The sequence below is a fragment of the Aggregicoccus sp. 17bor-14 genome, assembly GCF_009659535.1.
In the GTDB taxonomy this organism is placed as follows: domain Bacteria; phylum Myxococcota; class Myxococcia; order Myxococcales; family Myxococcaceae; genus Aggregicoccus.
The window spans coordinates 207289-223231 of record NZ_VJZZ01000010.1 but is presented as its reverse complement, the minus strand read 5'-3'; the positions used below and the strand labels follow the sequence as shown (position 1 = coordinate 223231).

Genomic DNA, 15943 nt, shown 5'->3' with positions numbered 1-15943 from the left:
GGAGCGGCAGTAACCCGCGGGGCGAGGCGGCGTCAAACGGGGCACGGTGGGGCGGAGCTATCCCCACCCCGGCCCGGCGTCGACAGTGACCCGGCTTCGCCCAGCACCCTCACCCCGACCCTCTCCCAGAGGGAGAGGGAGGACGCGGGTCAGGCCGCGTTGAGCCAGGACTCGTAGGCGCGGAAGTCGTAGTCGCGGCCGAGGAAGTCCTTCACCAGGAGCGCCGCGTCCTTGCTGCCGCCCGGCTCGAGCACCGCACGGCGGTAGGCCTGCGCGGGCCCCGGCTCCATCAGCCCCTTGTCCTTGAAGACCGTGAAGAGGTCCTTCGCGATGACGAGGCTCCACATGTACGTGTAGTAGATGGCGCTGTAGCCATCCAGGTGGCCGAAGCTGAGGTGGAAGTACGTGCCCTCCAGGTACGGGAAGGGCGTGTACTTGCCCTGCAGCTCGCGCACCAGCGCGGTCGCATCCAGCCCCTTCGGGTCTCGCCGGTAGAGCTCGAGGCTGAGCGCCGCGTAGAACATCTGCTGGCGCACCCACAGCCCCTTGCCGAACTCGTCCGCGCGCTTCATGCGCTGCACCGTTTCCGCCGGGAGCGGCTCGTTCGTCTGGTAGTGGCGCGCGAAGGTCTGCAGGCTGCGCGCATCCCAGGCCCACTCCTCCAGCATCTGGCTCGGCGCCTCCACGAAGTCCCACTCCGTGCGCACGCCGGACAGGCCCGCCCACGGCGTGTGCCCCCCGAAGATGTGGTGCAGCAGGTGCCCGAACTCGTGGAAGAAGGTCTCCACGTCCGAGTGCTGCATCAGCGCGGGCTCCTTGCCCGGCTTGGGGAAGTTGCACATCAGCACCGCCTCGGGGAGGCGGCGCTGCGCCTTGCCCGTGGCCAGCGTGAACTGCGCCGCGTGCTTGTACTTGCCGTCCCGCGGGTGCATGTCGAGGTAGAAGCGGCCCAGGGGCTTGTCCCCCTGCAGCACGTCGTAGGCCTCCACGTCCGGGTGCCACACGGGCGCGTCCGCGAGCTTGCGCAGCTGCACGCCGAAGAGGCGCGAGGTGATGCCCAGCACGCCCTCCTTCACCCGCCCGTACTCGAAGTAGGGCCGCACGCTCTGGCTGTCGAAGCTGTACTGCTCGGCCTTCACCCGGTCGTCCAGGTAGGCCTGGTCCCAGGGGTCCACGCGCTCGGCGCCCGGGTCCTCCTGGCGCTTGCGCGCGAGCAGCGTCTCGTAGTCGCGCTGGCTGCGGGCGAGCGAGGCCTGGGAGATCTTCTCCACGAAGTCCGCTGCCGCCTTCTCGGTGCGGATCATCTTGTCCTCGGTCGCGTACGCCGCCCAGTTGGGGTAGCCCAGCAGCGTCGCGAGCTCGTGGCGCTTCTGCACCAGGCGCTGCAGCACCTCCTGGTTCTTGGGAAAACCGCGCTGGCGGTTCGCGCGCCAGAGCAGCTCGCGCGCCGTGTGCGAGCGCGCGTAGGTCATGAAGGGCACGAGGTCCGGGTAGTCCGTGGTGATGCGCACCGTGCTGCGCTCGCCCGGCTCGTGCGCGCGCACGTAGTCCTCCGGCAGCCCCTCGAGCTGCGCGGGCGTGAGCTCCACCGCGCGCACGTCCTCCTGGATGTTGCGGCTGAACTCCTGCCCGATGCGCACCAGCTCCTCGTTGAGTGCCTTCACGCGCGCGCGCGTGGCCTCGTCGCGGTCCACGCCCGCGCGCCGGAAGTCGCGCAGCAGGCGCTCCATGTACTTCTGCGTCGCGGCGTCCTCGCGCGAGACGTCGAGCGAGGCGAGCACGTCGTAGAGGCCCCGGTCCAGGGCGAGGTCGGTGGCCAGCGCCTCGAGCTCCTGCTCGGCGCCCTCGGCCGCGGTGCGCATGGCCTCGTCCGGGTGGCTGTGGCGCACCACGCTCGCGCGCGCAGAGGCGTCCGAGAGCGCCGCCACGGCCTCGTCGTAGAGCTCGAGCGCCTCGCGGGCCGCGCGCGGGGTGGGCAGCGCCTTGAAGCGCGCGATGCCCGTGCGGGTGGCCTCCATGGCCTCCTGGCTCGCGCGGGTGAACACGTCCGGCGGGCAGGTGACGAGGCGGGCGGCGTCGGCGGGGGCGGTCATGCGGTGGCTCCTCGGGCAGGGGTGGGCCGGCCGCGTAAAGCTAATGCGCGCGCGTCAGGTGGCACCCGGAAAAGGCGGGGCGCCCCCTGCGCATTGTTCTCCCGGACGAGGGGCGGGCGTGGATGCGCCGCCCCAGGGCAAGGGAGGACGCGGTTACATCCCCAGCGCCTGCATCATGGAGCCCGAACCCAGCAGCGACTGGCCGCCGTCGCAGACCATGATGGCGCCCGTCACGTAGGACGCCGCGGGCGAGGCGAGGAAGAGCGCGAGGTTCGCGATGTCCTCCTTCTTCCCGAAGCGCTGCAGCGGCAGCAGCGCGCGCAGCTTCTCGTGGCTCTCCTCGCTGGGAGCGAGCCGGCGCATGCCCTCGGTGTCGTCGATGGGGCCGGGGACGATGGAGTTCACGCGCACGCCGGTGCCGCCCCACTCGATGGCGAGCGTGCGGGTGATCATGTCCACGCCCGCCTTCGCCGCGCACACGTGCGCCTGCATCGCCATGGGCAGGTAGGCCTGGGGCGCGGAGATGTTCATCACGCTCGCGCCCGGCTTCTTCAGGTGCTCGAAGGCCGCGCGGCAGGCGTTGAAGGTGCCCAGCACGTCGATCTCCAGCACCGCGCGAAAGCCGTTGGAGGACATGCCCAGCGCGGGCGCGGGGAAGTTGCCCGCCGCACCGCACACGAGGATGTCCAGCTCGCCGTACGCATCGCGCGCGCTCTGGAAGGCCTTCTCCACCGCGGCGTAGTCGCGCACGTCCGCCGCCACGCCCATGGCCGTGCCGCCCAGCGCCTGCAGGCCCTTCACCGCAGCCTCGAGCTTCTCCACGTTGCGGCCGTTGATGACCACCTTCGCGCCGGCGCGCACGAAGGCCTCGGCAATGCCCAGGTTGATGCCGGAGGAGCCGCCGGTGACGAAGGCCACCTTGCCCTTCAGGAGGTCGCTGCGGAACACGCTGCTGCTGTCGCTCTGGCTCGTCTGGGTCTGGCTCATCGTGAGGTCACTTTCCCTGGAAGTTGCCGGGCCGGCGCTCCGCGAACGCGGCGAAGGCCTCGGCGAGGTCGTGCGACTGCAAGAAGGCGGCGTTCCACACCGCCACGTAGCGCAGGCCGTCCTGCACGGACTTGTCCGCGCCGTACTCGAGCACCTGCTTGATGCCCTGCACCACGAGGGGCGGGTTCGAGGCGATGGTGCGCGCCGTCTCGCGCGCGTGGGCGAGCAGCGCCTCGGGGCTCTCGTGCACGCTGTTGACGAGGCCCATCTGCAGCGCGCGCGCCGCATCGAAGTCGCCGCCGGTGTACGCGAGCTCGCGCGTGGCGCCCTCGCCGATGATGCGCGGCAGCCGCTGCAGCGCGCCGAGGTCCGCGGTGATGGCCACCTTCACCTCGCGCAGGCTGAAGCGCGCGTCCTTCGAGCAGATGCGGAAGTCGCACGCCGCGATGAGGTCCATGCCGCCGCCGATGCACCAGCCGTGCACCACGGCGATGACGGGCTTCTTCATCCGCGAGAGCCCCTCGGTGGACTGCTGCATGCGGCCGATGAGCTCGAGCAGGCGCGTGCGCTCGGCGGCCTGGTTCTCGCCGGAGAGCAGCGGGCCCAGCTCCTCCATCATGCCCAGCAGGTCCAGGCCGTAGGTGAAATGGGCGCCCTCCCCGCGCAAGAGCACGCAGCGCACGGCGGGGTCCGCGTCCAGGCTCGCGAGCGCCTGGGGCATCTCGCGCCAGAAGTCCGGCCCCAGGGCGTTGCCCTTGCCGGGGCCGCGCAGCACGAGCTCGGCCACGCCGTCCGCCCGGCCCTCCGAGCTCCGCTCCATCCGCAGTGAGGTGAAGCCTGCGTCGCCGCTGGTGCCCATCTGAGCCCTCCGCCGAAGAGGTGGGCGACTCGACCACAAACGACGCGGTGCGTCTATGACGCGAAACGGCCCGGCTCTCCCGAGGGAGAGACCGGGCCGCCCGCTGCTGCGTGAGGTTCTAGCGGCTCGCGCTGATGCGCAGCGCCTTGCGCGCGACAGCCTGGGTTCCGGTGTCGATGGAGCCCGGCGGGAAGAAGGCGAAGAAGCAGGCCTCACGCACCGTGACGTCGTCGCCCGGGTCGCAGGCGGCCAGGTCGGCGTCCGTGGGTCCGCCGTTGCTCTGGAGGTTGGAGCAGGTGAGCTTGCCGAAGGCGCAGTCGAGGACCTCGCCCACGATCTTGGCCTCGTCCTCGGTGCAGGCGGTCTTCGTGCGCGTCTCGCACGCCTTGTCGTCCACGAGCTCCTCCAGTTGGTCGTCCGAGGGCGTGACCGACCCCGGCTCGCACTTGGCCGCAAGCTTCACGGAGTCACGGAGGGCATCACCCGCCTGCTCACAGGGGCTGCTGCTGCCACAGCCCGTCACCAGGACCACTGCGGCGACCGCCCCGAACAACGTCTTCATCGACTTCATGTGTCTTGCCCCTCCACAAGGTCCGTTCCTGCCCGGGCGGACCGATGAGTGGCGGACAGTACACGCAAAGCGGCGGGACACGAAATCCCCGTAATCCTACAGGGGCGTACCTCGGGCAACAGGGCTCTCGGAGGCCCGGGCGCTTTGCGGTATGCAGCGGCTCCATGGCACGCGAGATCGTCATCTGGCCCCACAAGGTGCTCACCACCCCGACCCAGCCGGTCACCGACTTCGGCCCCGCGCTGGAGAAGCTGCTCGAGGAGATGGACGCCTCGATGCGCGAGGCGGAGGGCATCGGGATCGCGGCGAACCAGGTGGGCGTGCCGCTGCGCTGCGCGCTGGTGGGGCGCGAGGACGGCACCTTCTTCGAGATCGTGAACCCGCAGATCCTCTCGCGCGAGGGCGACGTGAAGTACGAGGAGGGCTGCCTCTCGGTCCCCGGCGAGTGGGAGAAGTGCCCGCGCAAGGAGCGGGTGAAGGTGAAGTACCAGGACAAGACGGGCGCCTGGCAGGAGCTGGAGGCGGAGGGGCGGCTCGCGCACGTGCTGCAGCACGAGATCGATCACCTGGACGGCCACGTCTTCGTGGACCACCTCTCCAGCCTCAAGCGCACCCTCATCCTCGAGCGCATGCGCAAGCTGCAGAAGCAGCAGGCGCGCAAGTAGACTGTTCCCCGGCTGACGCTTCGCCCCGGTAGAGTGGCGGCGCCACACGCTCGAGGGGGACGCGGGATGAGCTGGATACTGGGGCTGCTCGGAGCACTGCTGGGCTTCGCCCTTTCCGAGAACCACGACCTCGCCTCGGCCCTGCTGGGCTTCGGGGTGTGCTGGATGCTCGTCACCCTGTCCCGGGTGCGCGACCAGCTCGAGCACAGCGAGGAGGCGCACGAGCAGACCCGCAGGGAGCTGCGGGACCTGCGCGCCGCCCTGAAGCGCGCAACGGCGCTCGCGCCGTCCCCGGAGGCCGAGCCCGGCGCGCCGACGGCCGTCCCAGCCGCACCGCCGCCGGAGCGCGAGGTGCCGCTGCCGCCTGCGGGTGCAGCGCTCGCCCCGCCCACCACCGGAGCGCTGCCTCCGGCCGCGGCGCCGCTGGCCGCCGAGGCGCAGCCCCCTGCCCTGCCGCCCCGTGCGCCGGCGCCGCCCCCTGCCCCGCCGCCTCCGAGCGAGCCGGGCTGGGACGAGCGCGCGCTGAGGGCGGTGCAGGCCTGGTTCACCGAGGGCAACGTGCCGGTGAAGGTGGGCGTGCTGGTGCTCTTCGCGGGCGTGGCCGCGGCGCTGCGCTACGCGGCGGTGCAGGGCTACTACACCTTCCCCCTCGAGCTGCGGCTCGCGCTCATCGCCCTGGCGGCGCTCGTCGCGCTGGGCTTCGGCTGGCGCGAGCGGGTGCGGCGGCCCGCCTTCGGCCTGAGCCTGCAGGGCGGCGCGCTGGGCGTGCTGCTGCTCACGGTGTTCGCAGCGTTCCGCCTCTACGGGATGCTGCCCCCGGCGGCCACCTTCGCGATGGTGCTGGTGCTGGTGGCGGGCGCCGCGGCGCTCGCGGTGCTGCAGCACGCGCAGGCGCTTGCGGCGCTGGGCTTCCTCGGCGGCTACCTCGCCCCGGTGCTCATCTCCACGGGCAGCCACAACCACGTGGCGCTGTTCTCGTTCTACGCGGTGATGAACGCCGCCGTGCTGGCCATCTCCTGGCGCGAGAGCTGGCGCGCCCTCAACCTCATCGGCTTCGCCTTCACCTTCGGCGTGGGCGCGGCGTGGGGCGCGCGCTTCTACCGGCCCGAGCACTTCGCCACCGTCGAGCCCTTCCTCATCCTCTTCTTCGCCTTCTACGTGGGCATCGGGCTGCTCTACGTGCTGCGCCAGGCGAAGCACCCGCGCCCCTGGGTGGATGGCACGCTGGTGTTCGGCACGCCCCTGCTCGCCTTCCCGCTGCAGGCGGCGCTGCTCAAGGGCCAGCCGCTCGCGCTCGCCTTCAGCGCGCTCATCGTGGCGGTGCTCTACGCGGGGCTGGTGGTGCTGCTGCACCGCCGCCACTCCGAGCGCCTGCTCGCGGAGGCCTACGGCGCGCTCGCGCTGGGCTTCGCCACGCTCGCGGTGCCGCTCGCCTTCTCCACCAGCACCACCACCAGCCTCTGGGCGCTGGAGGGCGCGGGGGCCGCATGGCTGGGCCTGCGGCAGCGGCGCTGGGTACCGTGGCTGGGCGGGCTCGCGCTGCAGGCCTTCGCGGCCGTGGCCTTCTGGGTGAGCGTGCTCAACCCGCCCGTGGGGCCGGACTGGGCCGAGTACACGCAGCGCGACTCGACGCTGCTGCTCAACGGCCACTTCCTCGGCGCGGCGATGCTCGCGCTCGCAGGCTTCGTGCTCAGCCGGCTGCACGACCGGCACCGCCCCAACGCGCACCTCGGCCTGCCGCTGCTCCTGTGGGCCACGGCGTGGTGGCTGGGCGCGGGCGCGCACGAGGTGGACTCGGCCACGGCCTCCGTGGGCGGGTGGAACTTCGCGCTCGCCTTCCTGGGCTTCACGCTGCTCGCGGCGGCCGCGCTGCGCGGTCCCCTGGACTGGGTGCGCCTCGAGCTGCTCGCGGCGGTGGCGGCCGTGGGAGGCCTGCTCGCGGTGCCCATCGCGGCGCTCGCGCTGGGCGCGCCCTTCGACCGCTCCGCGCTCTGGGGCTGGAGCGCCTTTGGCGTGGCGAGCGTGGCAGCGCTGTGGCTGCTGCGTGCGCGCGCGGGCTGGGCCTCGCACCTCGTGCACCTCGCGCTGCTGTGGACGCTGGCGCTGGGGGCGGGGCTGCAGCTGCGGCACGAAGTGGCGCGGTCGCTCGCGCTCGGCAACGGGTGGCGCTTCGCCGCACTGGTGCTTCCGCTCGCATTGCTCACGCTCGCGCTGTGGCGCGCGCCCGGGGCCGCCGCCTGGCCGCGCGCGCCCCTCTTCCCGCGCTACCGCGCAGGCTGGTTCGCGCCGGCGCTCGGGCTCATCGCGCTCGCGTGGGGCGTGGGCCTCTTCCTCGAGGGCGCTGCCAGCCCCCTGCCCTACCTGCCGCTGCTCAACCCGCTGGAGCTCGCGCTGGTGGCGCTCTCGGCGCTCGCCGTGGCGTACGTGCATGCCGAGGGCGGCGCCGCGTGGCCTGCCCTGCGCCGCGCCCTGCCCTTCCTCGCCTTCGCGCTGGTGAGCCTCGCCACGCTGCGCGCGGTGCACCACCACCACGGCGAGCCCTGGGGCCCGGAGGTGCTGGACTCGGGCTTCGCGCAGACCTGCCTCACCGTGGTGTGGAGCCTCGCGGGGGTGGCGGCCTGCGTGCGCGCAAGCCGCCACCGCAACCGCCCGCTGTGGCTGGGGGGCGCGGTGCTGATGGGGCTGGTGCTGCTGAAGCTCGTCACCGTGGACCGCCGCTACATGGGCAACCTCGAGGGCATCATCTCCTTCCTCGCCGTCGGCCTGCTGCTGGTCGGGGTGGGCTACTTCGCGCCCTCGCCTCCGCGGCGCGAGAACCTGGACACGCCATGACCCGCCTCTCCGCCGTCCTGCTCCTCCTGGCCGCAGCGCTCGCACAGGCCTCCGAGCCGGAGGACTTCGCCCGCCAGTGGCCCGTCTCCGCGCAGGAGGAGGGGGCGTATGCGGTGGAGCTGACGCCGGAGGTGTATGCCCAGGCGCGCCAGCCGGACCTCTCGGACGTGGCCGCCTTCGACGCGAAGGGCGAGGCGCTCGCCTTCGGGCCCATGCCGGCCGCCTACGTCCCGCCGCGCGGCACCTGGCGCCCCGCGCGCTGGTTCCCCCTTCCGGCGCCGCGTCCCGGCTCGGGCTCGGGCTCGGGCTCGGACGATCTGCGCGTGCTGGTGAGGCGCTCGGCGCAGGGCGAGCTCACGCTGGACAGCTCGGTGCGGCGCGGGCGCGGCGAGGAGGCGGACGGCCGCGACCTGCTCATCGACGTGCAGGGTGGCGAGCAGCAGGTGGACGCGCTCGCGCTGGACTTCGCCCCGGATGCGCCCGCCTTCAGCGCCGAGGCGCGGGTGGAGGCGAGCGACGACCTGCGCAGCTGGCGCACCGTGGCGAGCGGCGTGCCGGTGGCACTGCTGCGCCAGGGAGACCAGACGCTGCTGCGGCGCCACGTGGAGCTCTCGCCCGGCCCGGCCACCTACCTGCGGGTGCGCGTGAGCGGCGAGGGCGCGGCGCCCGCCGTGCGCGGCGTCCAGCTGCGCCTGCGCGCCCCGGGCGCGGTGCCCCGGCCGCAGTGGCTGGAGGCGCGCTTCGTTCAGAAGGACGAGCGCGGCGGCTACGTGTACGCGCTGCCCGCGCGCGTCCCCGCCGAGCAACTGGACGTGCAGCTGGGCGCGGACAACGCCGTCGCGCACCTGAGCGTGCAGAGCCGCGAGGGCGAGGACGCACCGTGGCGCCCGCAGGCCGCGATGACCGCGTTCCGCCTGCGCGGCGCGGGGCTGGAGCTGGTGAACGAGCCCGCGGTGCTCGCCCCTACCCGCGAGCGGCAGTGGCGCCTGCAGTCCACGACGCCGCTCGCGCGGCCGCCGGTGCTGCGGCTCGCCTACGTGCCGGAGCGCTGGCTGCTGCTCACCCACGGCCCCGCGCCCTTCCGCGTGGTGGCCGGCAGCGAGCGCGCCCGCCGCGACGACTACCCGCTGGACGCGCTGGTGGCGCAGGTGCGCGCGAAGTACGGCCCCGAGTGGGAGCCGGTGCGGGCCACGCTCGGCGCCTCGGAAGCGGCGGGCGGAGAGGAGGCCCTGCGGCCCGTGCCCAAGGGCGGCGCGCGCACGTACGTGCTGTGGGGCGTGCTGGTGCTCGGGGCGCTGGCCGTGGTGGCGATGGTGCTGCAGCTGCTCAAGGCGCCGCCGCCGGCTCGCGGGTAACGCAGCGGGGAGGCCGCTTCCCTCACCCTTTCCCTCTCCCAGGGGGAGAGGGAAAGGGTGCGCTCACTGTGTTCGGCAAGAAGCTCAGCCGAGCTCGGCGACCTTCATCCCGAAGAGCTTGTCCACGGCGAGCAGCAGCTCGTCGCTCACCTGCACCTTGAGCGCGGTGGAGCCGATGAGCGCCTCGGCCTCGTTGGCGAAGAGCACGGTGACGGCGACGGGGGTCGCGCCCGCGTGCTGCTTGGCGAGGTTCGCGAGCTTCTCCAGGCGCGGCTCGGTGAGCAGGTCCGCGGGAATGCGCAGCTCGAGGCGCTTGGTGCGCTTCTCGCGCACGGCCTTGAGGCTCTGGATGTCGTCCACGATCAGCTCCGCCGTGGGCGTCTCCTCGTCGCGGTTGTTGATCTGCACGGTGCCGCTCACCAGGATGGGATCGTCGCTCTTGAGCAGCTCCTCCCACTGCTCGAAGCCGGGCTTGGGGCCCTGCTTGCCCCACTTGCCGTCCTTGCCCATCACGCTGCGGGTGCCATCCTTGCCGGGGAAGCACACCAGCTCGATGGAGCCAGAGAGGTCCTCGAGCGTCACCCAGGCCATGCGCTTGCCCGTCTTGGTGGGGCGCTCGCGCATCGCGGCGACGATGCCCGCCACGGTCATCTTCTCGTCGCGCCGGGCGCGCTGCACCGCGGTGATGGGGCGCGCGTAGCGCTTGAGCTCCTTGTCGTACTGGTGCAGCGGGTGGCCGGACACGTAGAAGCCGATCGCCTCCTTCTCGTAGGCGAGCCGCTCCTTCTCGGTCCACTCCTCCACCTGGGCGTAGTCGTTCTGCACGGCGGCCGCGGCGGCGCTGCCGCCCAGCATGCCGAAGAGGCTCACCTGGCCGGCGGCGCGGTCCTTCTGACTGCTGCTGCCGCGCGACATGGCGCGCTCGATGGTCTCGAAGAGCTGGCGGCGCGGGCGCTTCTCGAAGTCGAAGGCGCCGGCCTTCACCAGGGCCTCGAGCACCTTGCGGTTCACGCGCCGGCCGTCCACGCGCTCGCAGAAATCGAAGAGGTTCTTGAAGGGGCCGTTCTGGCGCGCCTCGAGGATGGACTCGATGGCGCCCTCGCCCACGCCCTTGATGGCGCCGAGGCCGAAGCGGATCTTCCCCTCGACCGCGCCGAAGGCGAGGTCCGAGAGGTTCACGTCCGGCGGCAGCACCTGGTGGCCTGCGGCGCGCGCCTCACCGATGTGCAGCACCACCTTGTCGGTGTTGTCCTTCTCGCTGGTGAGAAGGGCCGCCATGAACTCGACGGGGTAGTGCGCCTTGAGCCAGCCGGTGTGGATGGTGATGAGGCCGTAGGCGGCCGAGTGGCTCTTGTTGAAGCCGTACTCGGCGAACTTCTCCATCAGGTCGAAGATCTCGCCGGCCACCTTCAGGTCGACGTTGTTCTTCGCGCAGCCCTCGAGGAAGCCGGCCCGCTCGGCCTGCATGACCTCGGCCTTCTTCTTGCCCATCGCGCGGCGCAGCAGGTCCGCGCGGCCCAGGCTGTAGCCTCCCAGCACCTGGGAGATCTGCATCACCTGCTCCTGGTACACGATGACGCCGTACGTGTCCTTGAGCACCGGCTCGAGCGCGGGGTGCGGGTAGCTGACCCTCTCGCGCCCGTGCTTGCGGTTGATGAAGACGTCCACCATGCCGGAGTCCAGGGGACCCGGGCGGTAGAGCGCGCCGGCGGCGATGACATCCTCGAAGCAGCTGGGCTTGAGCTTCATCACCATCTCGGTGAAGCCGCTCGACTCCATCTGGAACACGCCCGCCGTCTCGCCGCGGGCCATCAGCTCGAAGGTCGGCTTGTCGTCCAGGGGGATCTGGTGGCGGAGGATCTTCTCCTCCTCCTTGCGCCCGCGGTTGATGAGATCCAGCGCGTGCTGGATGACGGTGAGCGTCTTGAGGCCGAGGAAGTCGAACTTCACGAGGCCGGCGGCCTCGACCTCGTCCTTGGCGAACTGGGTGATGAGCGTCTTCTCGCCCGGGGGCTGGTAGACGGGGACGAACTCCCAGAGGGGCTTGTCGGCGATGACCACGCCGGCCGCGTGCATGCCGGCCTGGCGGTGCAGGCCCTCGAGCGCGAGGGCGATCTCGAGCACGTCCTTGGTGGTGACGTCCTTGCCCTCGATCTGCGCGAGCGCCGCGGGCTTCTCGATCATCTCCTTGAGGCGAGGCTCCATCTCGATCGCCTCCTTCAGGGTGATGTTGAGCACCTCGGGGACCAGCTTCGCGATGCGGTCACCCTCGCTGAAGGGCAGGCCGAAGACGCGGCACACGTCGCGCAGCACGCTCTTCGCCTTGAGCGAGCCGAAGGTGATGATCTGCCCGACGTTCATCTCGCCGTACTTGCGGCCGACGTACTTGATCACCTCGTCGCGCCGGTCCTGGCAGAAGTCGATGTCGAAGTCCGGCATCGAGACGCGCTCGGGGTTGAGGAAGCGCTCGAAGAGGAGGTTGTACGGGATGGGGTCCAGGTCGGTGATGCGCAGCGCGTACGCGACGATGCTGCCCGCGCCCGAGCCGCGGCCCGGTCCCACCGGGATGTTCTGCTGCTTCGCCCAGTTGATGAAGTCCTGCACGATGAGGAAGTAGCCGCTGAACCCCATCTTCTGGATGACGCCGATCTCCAGGTTGAGGCGGGCGAGGTAGGCGTCGCGGTCCACCGGGTAGTTCAGCTCGTGGAAGCGCTCGTGCAGGCCCTTGAAGGCGAGCTCCGCCATGAAGCTGTCCGGGGTGTGGCCGTCCGGGACCTTGAAGGTGGGCAGCATCGGCTTGCCCAGCTTGAGCTCCACGTTGCACATCTCGGCGATGCGCTGGGTGTTGTGCACGGCCTCGGGCGTGTCCCGGAAGAACTCGAGCATCTCCTGGGGGCTCGTGACGTAGAGCTTGTCCGTGGAGTGGCGCATGCGCTTGCCGTCCGCGAGCGTCTTGCCGCTCGCGATGCACATGAGCAGCTCGTGCGCCTTGGCGTCCTCGCGCTTGATGTAGTGCGCGTCCGCGGTGGCCACGAGCGGCACGTCGATGTCGCGGCTGAGCTGCTTGAGGTTGGTGTTCGCCTTCTCCTGCTCCTCCATCCCGTTGCTCTGGATCTCGAGGAAGAAGGAGTCGGGCTCGAAGATCTCCTTGTACTCGAGCGCCGCGCGGCGGGCGTGGTCCATGTCCCCACGGAAGGCGGCGCTGGTCACCTCGCCGCCGAGGCACGCGGTGAGCCCCACCAGGCCCTTGGAGTGCTCCTTGAGCACCTGCTTGTCCAGGCGCGGGTGGTAGTAGAAGCCGTCCATGTACGCGGTGGACGAGAGGTAGCGCAGGTTCGCGTACCCCTCCGCGTTCTTGGCGAGCAGGATGAGGTGGTTGGCCACCTTCTCGGTGCGGTCGCCGCGGCCCTTGGGGCCTGCTACGTAGGCCTCGAGCCCGATGATGGGCTTGATGCCCGCATCCTTCGCCTTCTTGTAGAAGTCGATGGTGCCGAACATGTTGCCGTGATCCGTCACGGCCACGCTCGTCATCCCCTTCTCCTTCACCGTCTTGATGAGGTCCTTCATCCGGATCGCCCCGTCTAGGAGCGAGTAGAGGGTGTGAAGATGGAGGTGCGTAAAGCTCATGGTCGAAAGGTGAGGCGGCGAGGGAGGGTCCGCCACCCTAACGGCGGCGTCTGACCCCCGCAAATCGGCGTCCCGGGGGCTTCCGGGCAGGCGACGGCGGGTCGCGGAAGCTAACCTTCGGGGTGCCTGGGATCGAGCAGATCCCGCGCCTCCTTCACCCTGCGTCCCGCCCCTCCCGGCCCCTGCGTGTCCCCCTCCCTCCGCCCTCCCCTGCCGCTGCCCCGCGCGGCCCTGCTCGGCTGCAGGGCGGGGCTCTGCGCCCTGCTCGCGCTCTACACGGCCTGCGCGGTCTTCAACATGCGCCTGGGCTACCAGGGCAACGAGAGCGCGCTGCTCAATGCGCTCGTCTGGAACGAGTGGCGCTCCGTCGTGCTGTGGCAGGTGGGCCGGCTCCTGCTCGCCTACTCGCTCGTGGGGCTCGTGAGCGGCGCGCTGTTCGGCCTGGCCGTGGGGCTGCGCTGGCCGCGCCGTGGCGCGGTGCTCTGGGCGGGCGCGCTGGGGCCGCTGCTCCTGGACGCGCTGCTGGTGGCGGCGGACATGGCCCAGCACCCCCACCTCTACGCGGCGACGCTGTACGGGCGCGGCGGTGCGTGGGCGGCGCTCCTGCGGGGGCTGAGCGGAACGAACCCGTGGCTCTTCCGGGCGCCCGCGCTGCTGCTCGTGCTCGCGCCCCTCGTGGCCCTCGCGGGCGCAGCGCTGCGGCGGCTGCGGGTGGCGCCGCGGCCCGGGGTGGCGGCCGTCTCGGGCGCGCTCGCGCTCGGGGCGCTGCTCTTCGGCGTGCACGGAGCCGCGCAGCTGCGCACGGCGCAGGCCACGCGCGCGCCCGAGCGCCCCAACCTGCTCATCCTCGCCTCGGACGGACTGCGGCCGGACCACCTCTCGGGCAACGGCTACGCGCGCCCCACCTCGCCGAACCTGGACGCGCTGATGGCCCACGGCACGCGCTTCAGCGACGCGGTGGTGCAGCTGCCGCGCACCGCGCCCTCGTGGGCCACGCTGCTCACCTCGCGCTGGGCAGGCGCGCAGCCGGTGCGCCACACGCTGGTGGATGCCGCCGCGCGCGAGGCGCGGCTGCCCACGCTGGCCACGGCGCTGAGCGCCGCGGGCTACCGCACGGTGGCGCTCTCCGACTACGCGGGAGACCTCTTCAGCCGCTTCGCCTTCGGCTTCGACGAGGTGCAGGCGCCGGGCTTCGACTTCCCGGGCCTCATCCGCCAGCGCATGCTCATCACGCACGTGGCGCTGCTGCCCTTCACCGCGCTCGTGCCCTCGCTCTTTCCCGAGCGCGAGCAGTTCCCCGAGCTCACGGACCCCTCTCCCCTGCGCGCACGGGCCCTGGACGCGCTCGGGCGCCTCGATGCGCGGGGCGAGCCCTTCGCGCTGCTGCTCTTCGCCTCCACCACGCACTTCCCCTACGCCGCGCCCTGGCCCGAGGAGGGGCGCTTCGTGCCCGAGGGCTACCGCGGGCCCTGGCGCTTCGGGGCCACGCCGCAGATGGAGGTGGACCCGCAGCGCGCGCCCGCGGGCCCCGAGGACGTGGCCGCGCTGGTGGGCAACTACGACGCGGGCGTCGCCGCCTTCGACGCACTCGCCGGAGACGTGCTCGCGGCGCTCGAGCGGCGCGGGCTCGCCGGGCGCACGCTGGTGGTGCTGCTCTCGGACCACGGCGAGCACCTCATGGAGGTGCCGGGGCGCGGCCAGGGCCACGGCGAGCACCTGTGGGGCGCGGAGTCCCTGCGCATCCCCCTCGCACTGCGGCTGCCGGGGCGCGTGACGGAGGGGCGCACCGTCGCGCAGCGCGTGCGCTCGCTGGACGTGGCGCCCACGCTGCTCGCGCTCTTGGGCGTGGGCGCGCCGGCGAGCTTCCAGGGCCGCTCCCTCGCACCGCTGGTCGCGCCCGGTGCAGTGCAGGCGCTGCCGGATGCGCCCGCGCTGCTGGAGACCGACGTCTGGTTCTCCGACCGCGACGGCGAGCCCTACCAGCGGCTGCGGCTGCCCTACCCGTGGGTGTACGAGACGGCGCGCGTGGAGCCGCCCCGCGGCGACATCGCGCTGAAGCCCGCGTGGGAGGAGACGGTGGAGCGCGCGAAGCACCGCGGCCTGTACTGGGGCCGCTGGAAGCTGCTCGAGCTGCCCACGCCCGCGGGGCTGCAGCTGCAGCTCTACGACGTGCAGGCAGACCCCGAGGAGCGCGTGGACGTGGCGGGCGCGCACCCCGAGGTGGTGGCGCAGCTGCGCGCGCTGCTCGCCCGGGAGCGAGTGCGCGCGCAGCCCTCCGCGCCGTAGCGCCTACGCCTAGTTCTTCTCGGAGGAGCCCGAGTCGCGGTGCGGGGTCGCGCCCTGCGTGCCCGCGGCCGGCTGCGCGGAGCCGCCGGTGTCCATGCGCCACACGGGGCTCGCGGCCTGGTTCGAGCTGCCGGTCTGCTCCTGCAGCTGCTTCGCGGCGGGGCCGGCCATGGTGCCACTGCCCGGCACGGTGCCCGAGCCGCCGGTGCCGGGCGGCAGGACCTTGATCTCCTGCTGCAGCTTGCCGTCGCCGAAGCTCTCGAAGGGCTGCGCGTGCATCTGCGCGTGGCGACGGTCGTTCAGGCTGCCCCCCGCGTCCTCCTCGTGCTGCAAGCAGCCACTGCTCGCGACCCCCAGTGCGAGCAGTGCGCCCGTCCAGACCGTCCTGCGCTTCCCATGCGTGGCCACGTTCGCCTCCCGGGTTCGTGGGTCCGTTTCGCCCCTGTGACAGCGGCGGACCGCCTGCCTCCAGAGATGCGCACGGAGCACGCGTGCGTCCGACGGGTACCTCCGGGCCGAGTGGCACCCAGGCGAGCAGACGCGCGCAGGAGGTCGCACCTGCGCTGCGATGTTCCGCGCCATCACCGCTGCTCATCGCCGCGCGATCGATCCCATTTCTGCGATGCACTTTCCCAAGACTGCACACGCTTTCTTTGTTCAAAGAGGGG

10 protein-coding genes are annotated in these 15943 nt (G+C 72.1%); 4 read left to right on the top strand and 6 right to left on the bottom strand.

Features of this window, described 5'->3' with window-relative positions; all coding sequences use genetic code 11:
* Nucleotides 1-149 precede the first annotated feature (149 nt).
* The 4 genes from FGE12_RS20000 to FGE12_RS19985 all read right to left on the bottom strand — a co-directional run bounded on the left by FGE12_RS20000 (nucleotide 150) and on the right by FGE12_RS19985 (nucleotide 4510).
* Complete coding sequence (locus FGE12_RS20000) at nucleotides 150-2093, bottom strand: M3 family metallopeptidase (protein WP_153868119.1); 1944 nt, start codon at nucleotides 2091-2093, stop codon at nucleotides 150-152.
* 153 nt (nucleotides 2094-2246) lie between these two features.
* Nucleotides 2247-3080: an SDR family oxidoreductase gene (locus FGE12_RS19995; RefSeq protein ID WP_153868118.1), complete on the bottom strand. Its 834-nt coding sequence runs from the start codon at nucleotides 3078-3080 to the stop codon at nucleotides 2247-2249.
* Between the two features lie 7 nt (nucleotides 3081-3087).
* Entirely contained in the window at nucleotides 3088-3939 is an 852-nt protein-coding gene (locus FGE12_RS19990) for a crotonase/enoyl-CoA hydratase family protein (RefSeq protein WP_153868117.1), read from the bottom strand.
* A 118-nt stretch (nucleotides 3940-4057) separates the two neighbouring features.
* Nucleotides 4058-4510, bottom strand: coding sequence for a hypothetical protein (locus tag FGE12_RS19985; RefSeq protein WP_153868116.1), 453 nt, complete (start codon nucleotides 4508-4510; stop codon nucleotides 4058-4060).
* Nucleotides 4511-4674: 164 nt separating this feature from the next.
* On the opposite strand from FGE12_RS19985, the gene def reads away from it, so the two are divergent.
* The 3 genes from def (at nucleotide 4675) to FGE12_RS19970 (ending at nucleotide 9362) form a co-directional block, all read left to right on the top strand.
* Nucleotides 4675-5175 (top strand): peptide deformylase, encoded by a 501-nt coding sequence (gene def / locus FGE12_RS19980; protein ID WP_153868115.1) that lies wholly within the window; start codon nucleotides 4675-4677, stop codon nucleotides 5173-5175.
* Nucleotides 5176-5241: 66 nt separating this feature from the next.
* Nucleotides 5242-8007 carry a DUF2339 domain-containing protein gene (locus tag FGE12_RS19975; RefSeq protein ID WP_153868114.1) on the top strand — a complete coding sequence of 922 codons (2766 nt, stop codon included), beginning with the start codon at nucleotides 5242-5244 and terminating at the stop codon, nucleotides 8005-8007.
* The gene (locus FGE12_RS19970; protein ID WP_153868113.1) at nucleotides 8004-9362 is read left to right on the top strand and encodes a DUF3999 family protein; all 1359 of its coding nucleotides are present in this window, start codon (nucleotides 8004-8006) and stop codon (nucleotides 9360-9362) included. The genes FGE12_RS19975 and FGE12_RS19970 overlap by 4 nt, the downstream gene beginning before the upstream one ends.
* Nucleotides 9363-9446: 84 nt before the next feature.
* Here the strand turns inward: FGE12_RS19970 and dnaE are convergent, their stop codons facing one another.
* Nucleotides 9447-12989, bottom strand: coding sequence for a DNA polymerase III subunit alpha (gene dnaE, locus FGE12_RS19965; protein ID WP_153868112.1), 3543 nt, complete (start codon nucleotides 12987-12989; stop codon nucleotides 9447-9449).
* A 186-nt stretch (nucleotides 12990-13175) separates the two neighbouring features.
* On the opposite strand from dnaE, the gene FGE12_RS19960 reads away from it, so the two are divergent.
* The gene (locus FGE12_RS19960) at nucleotides 13176-15275 is read left to right on the top strand and encodes a sulfatase (RefSeq protein ID WP_370459078.1); all 2100 of its coding nucleotides are present in this window, start codon (nucleotides 13176-13178) and stop codon (nucleotides 15273-15275) included.
* A 9-nt stretch (nucleotides 15276-15284) separates the two neighbouring features.
* Here the strand turns inward: FGE12_RS19960 and FGE12_RS19955 are convergent, their stop codons facing one another.
* Nucleotides 15285-15608 (bottom strand): hypothetical protein, encoded by a 324-nt coding sequence (locus FGE12_RS19955; protein WP_194798091.1) that lies wholly within the window; start codon nucleotides 15606-15608, stop codon nucleotides 15285-15287.
* Between the last annotated feature and the right edge of the window lie 335 nt (nucleotides 15609-15943).

Excerpts from the sequence above, each read along its gene's own strand:
- FGE12_RS19990 (WP_153868117.1), bottom strand. The coding sequence starts at position 3,939 with ATGGGCACCAGCGGCGACGCAGGCTTCACCTCACTGCGGATGGAGCGG.
- FGE12_RS19995 (WP_153868118.1), bottom strand. The coding sequence starts at position 3,080 with ATGAGCCAGACCCAGACGAGCCAGAGCGACAGCAGCAGCGTGTTCCGC.
- FGE12_RS19985 (WP_153868116.1), bottom strand. The coding sequence starts at position 4,510 with ATGAAGTCGATGAAGACGTTGTTCGGGGCGGTCGCCGCAGTGGTCCTG.
- FGE12_RS19970 (WP_153868113.1), top strand. The coding sequence starts at position 8,004 with ATGACCCGCCTCTCCGCCGTCCTGCTCCTCCTGGCCGCAGCGCTCGCA.
- def (WP_153868115.1), top strand. The coding sequence starts at position 4,675 with ATGGCACGCGAGATCGTCATCTGGCCCCACAAGGTGCTCACCACCCCG.
- dnaE (WP_153868112.1), bottom strand. The coding sequence starts at position 12,989 with ATGAGCTTTACGCACCTCCATCTTCACACCCTCTACTCGCTCCTAGAC.
- FGE12_RS20000 (WP_153868119.1), bottom strand. The coding sequence starts at position 2,093 with ATGACCGCCCCCGCCGACGCCGCCCGCCTCGTCACCTGCCCGCCGGAC.
- FGE12_RS19975 (WP_153868114.1), top strand. The coding sequence starts at position 5,242 with ATGAGCTGGATACTGGGGCTGCTCGGAGCACTGCTGGGCTTCGCCCTT.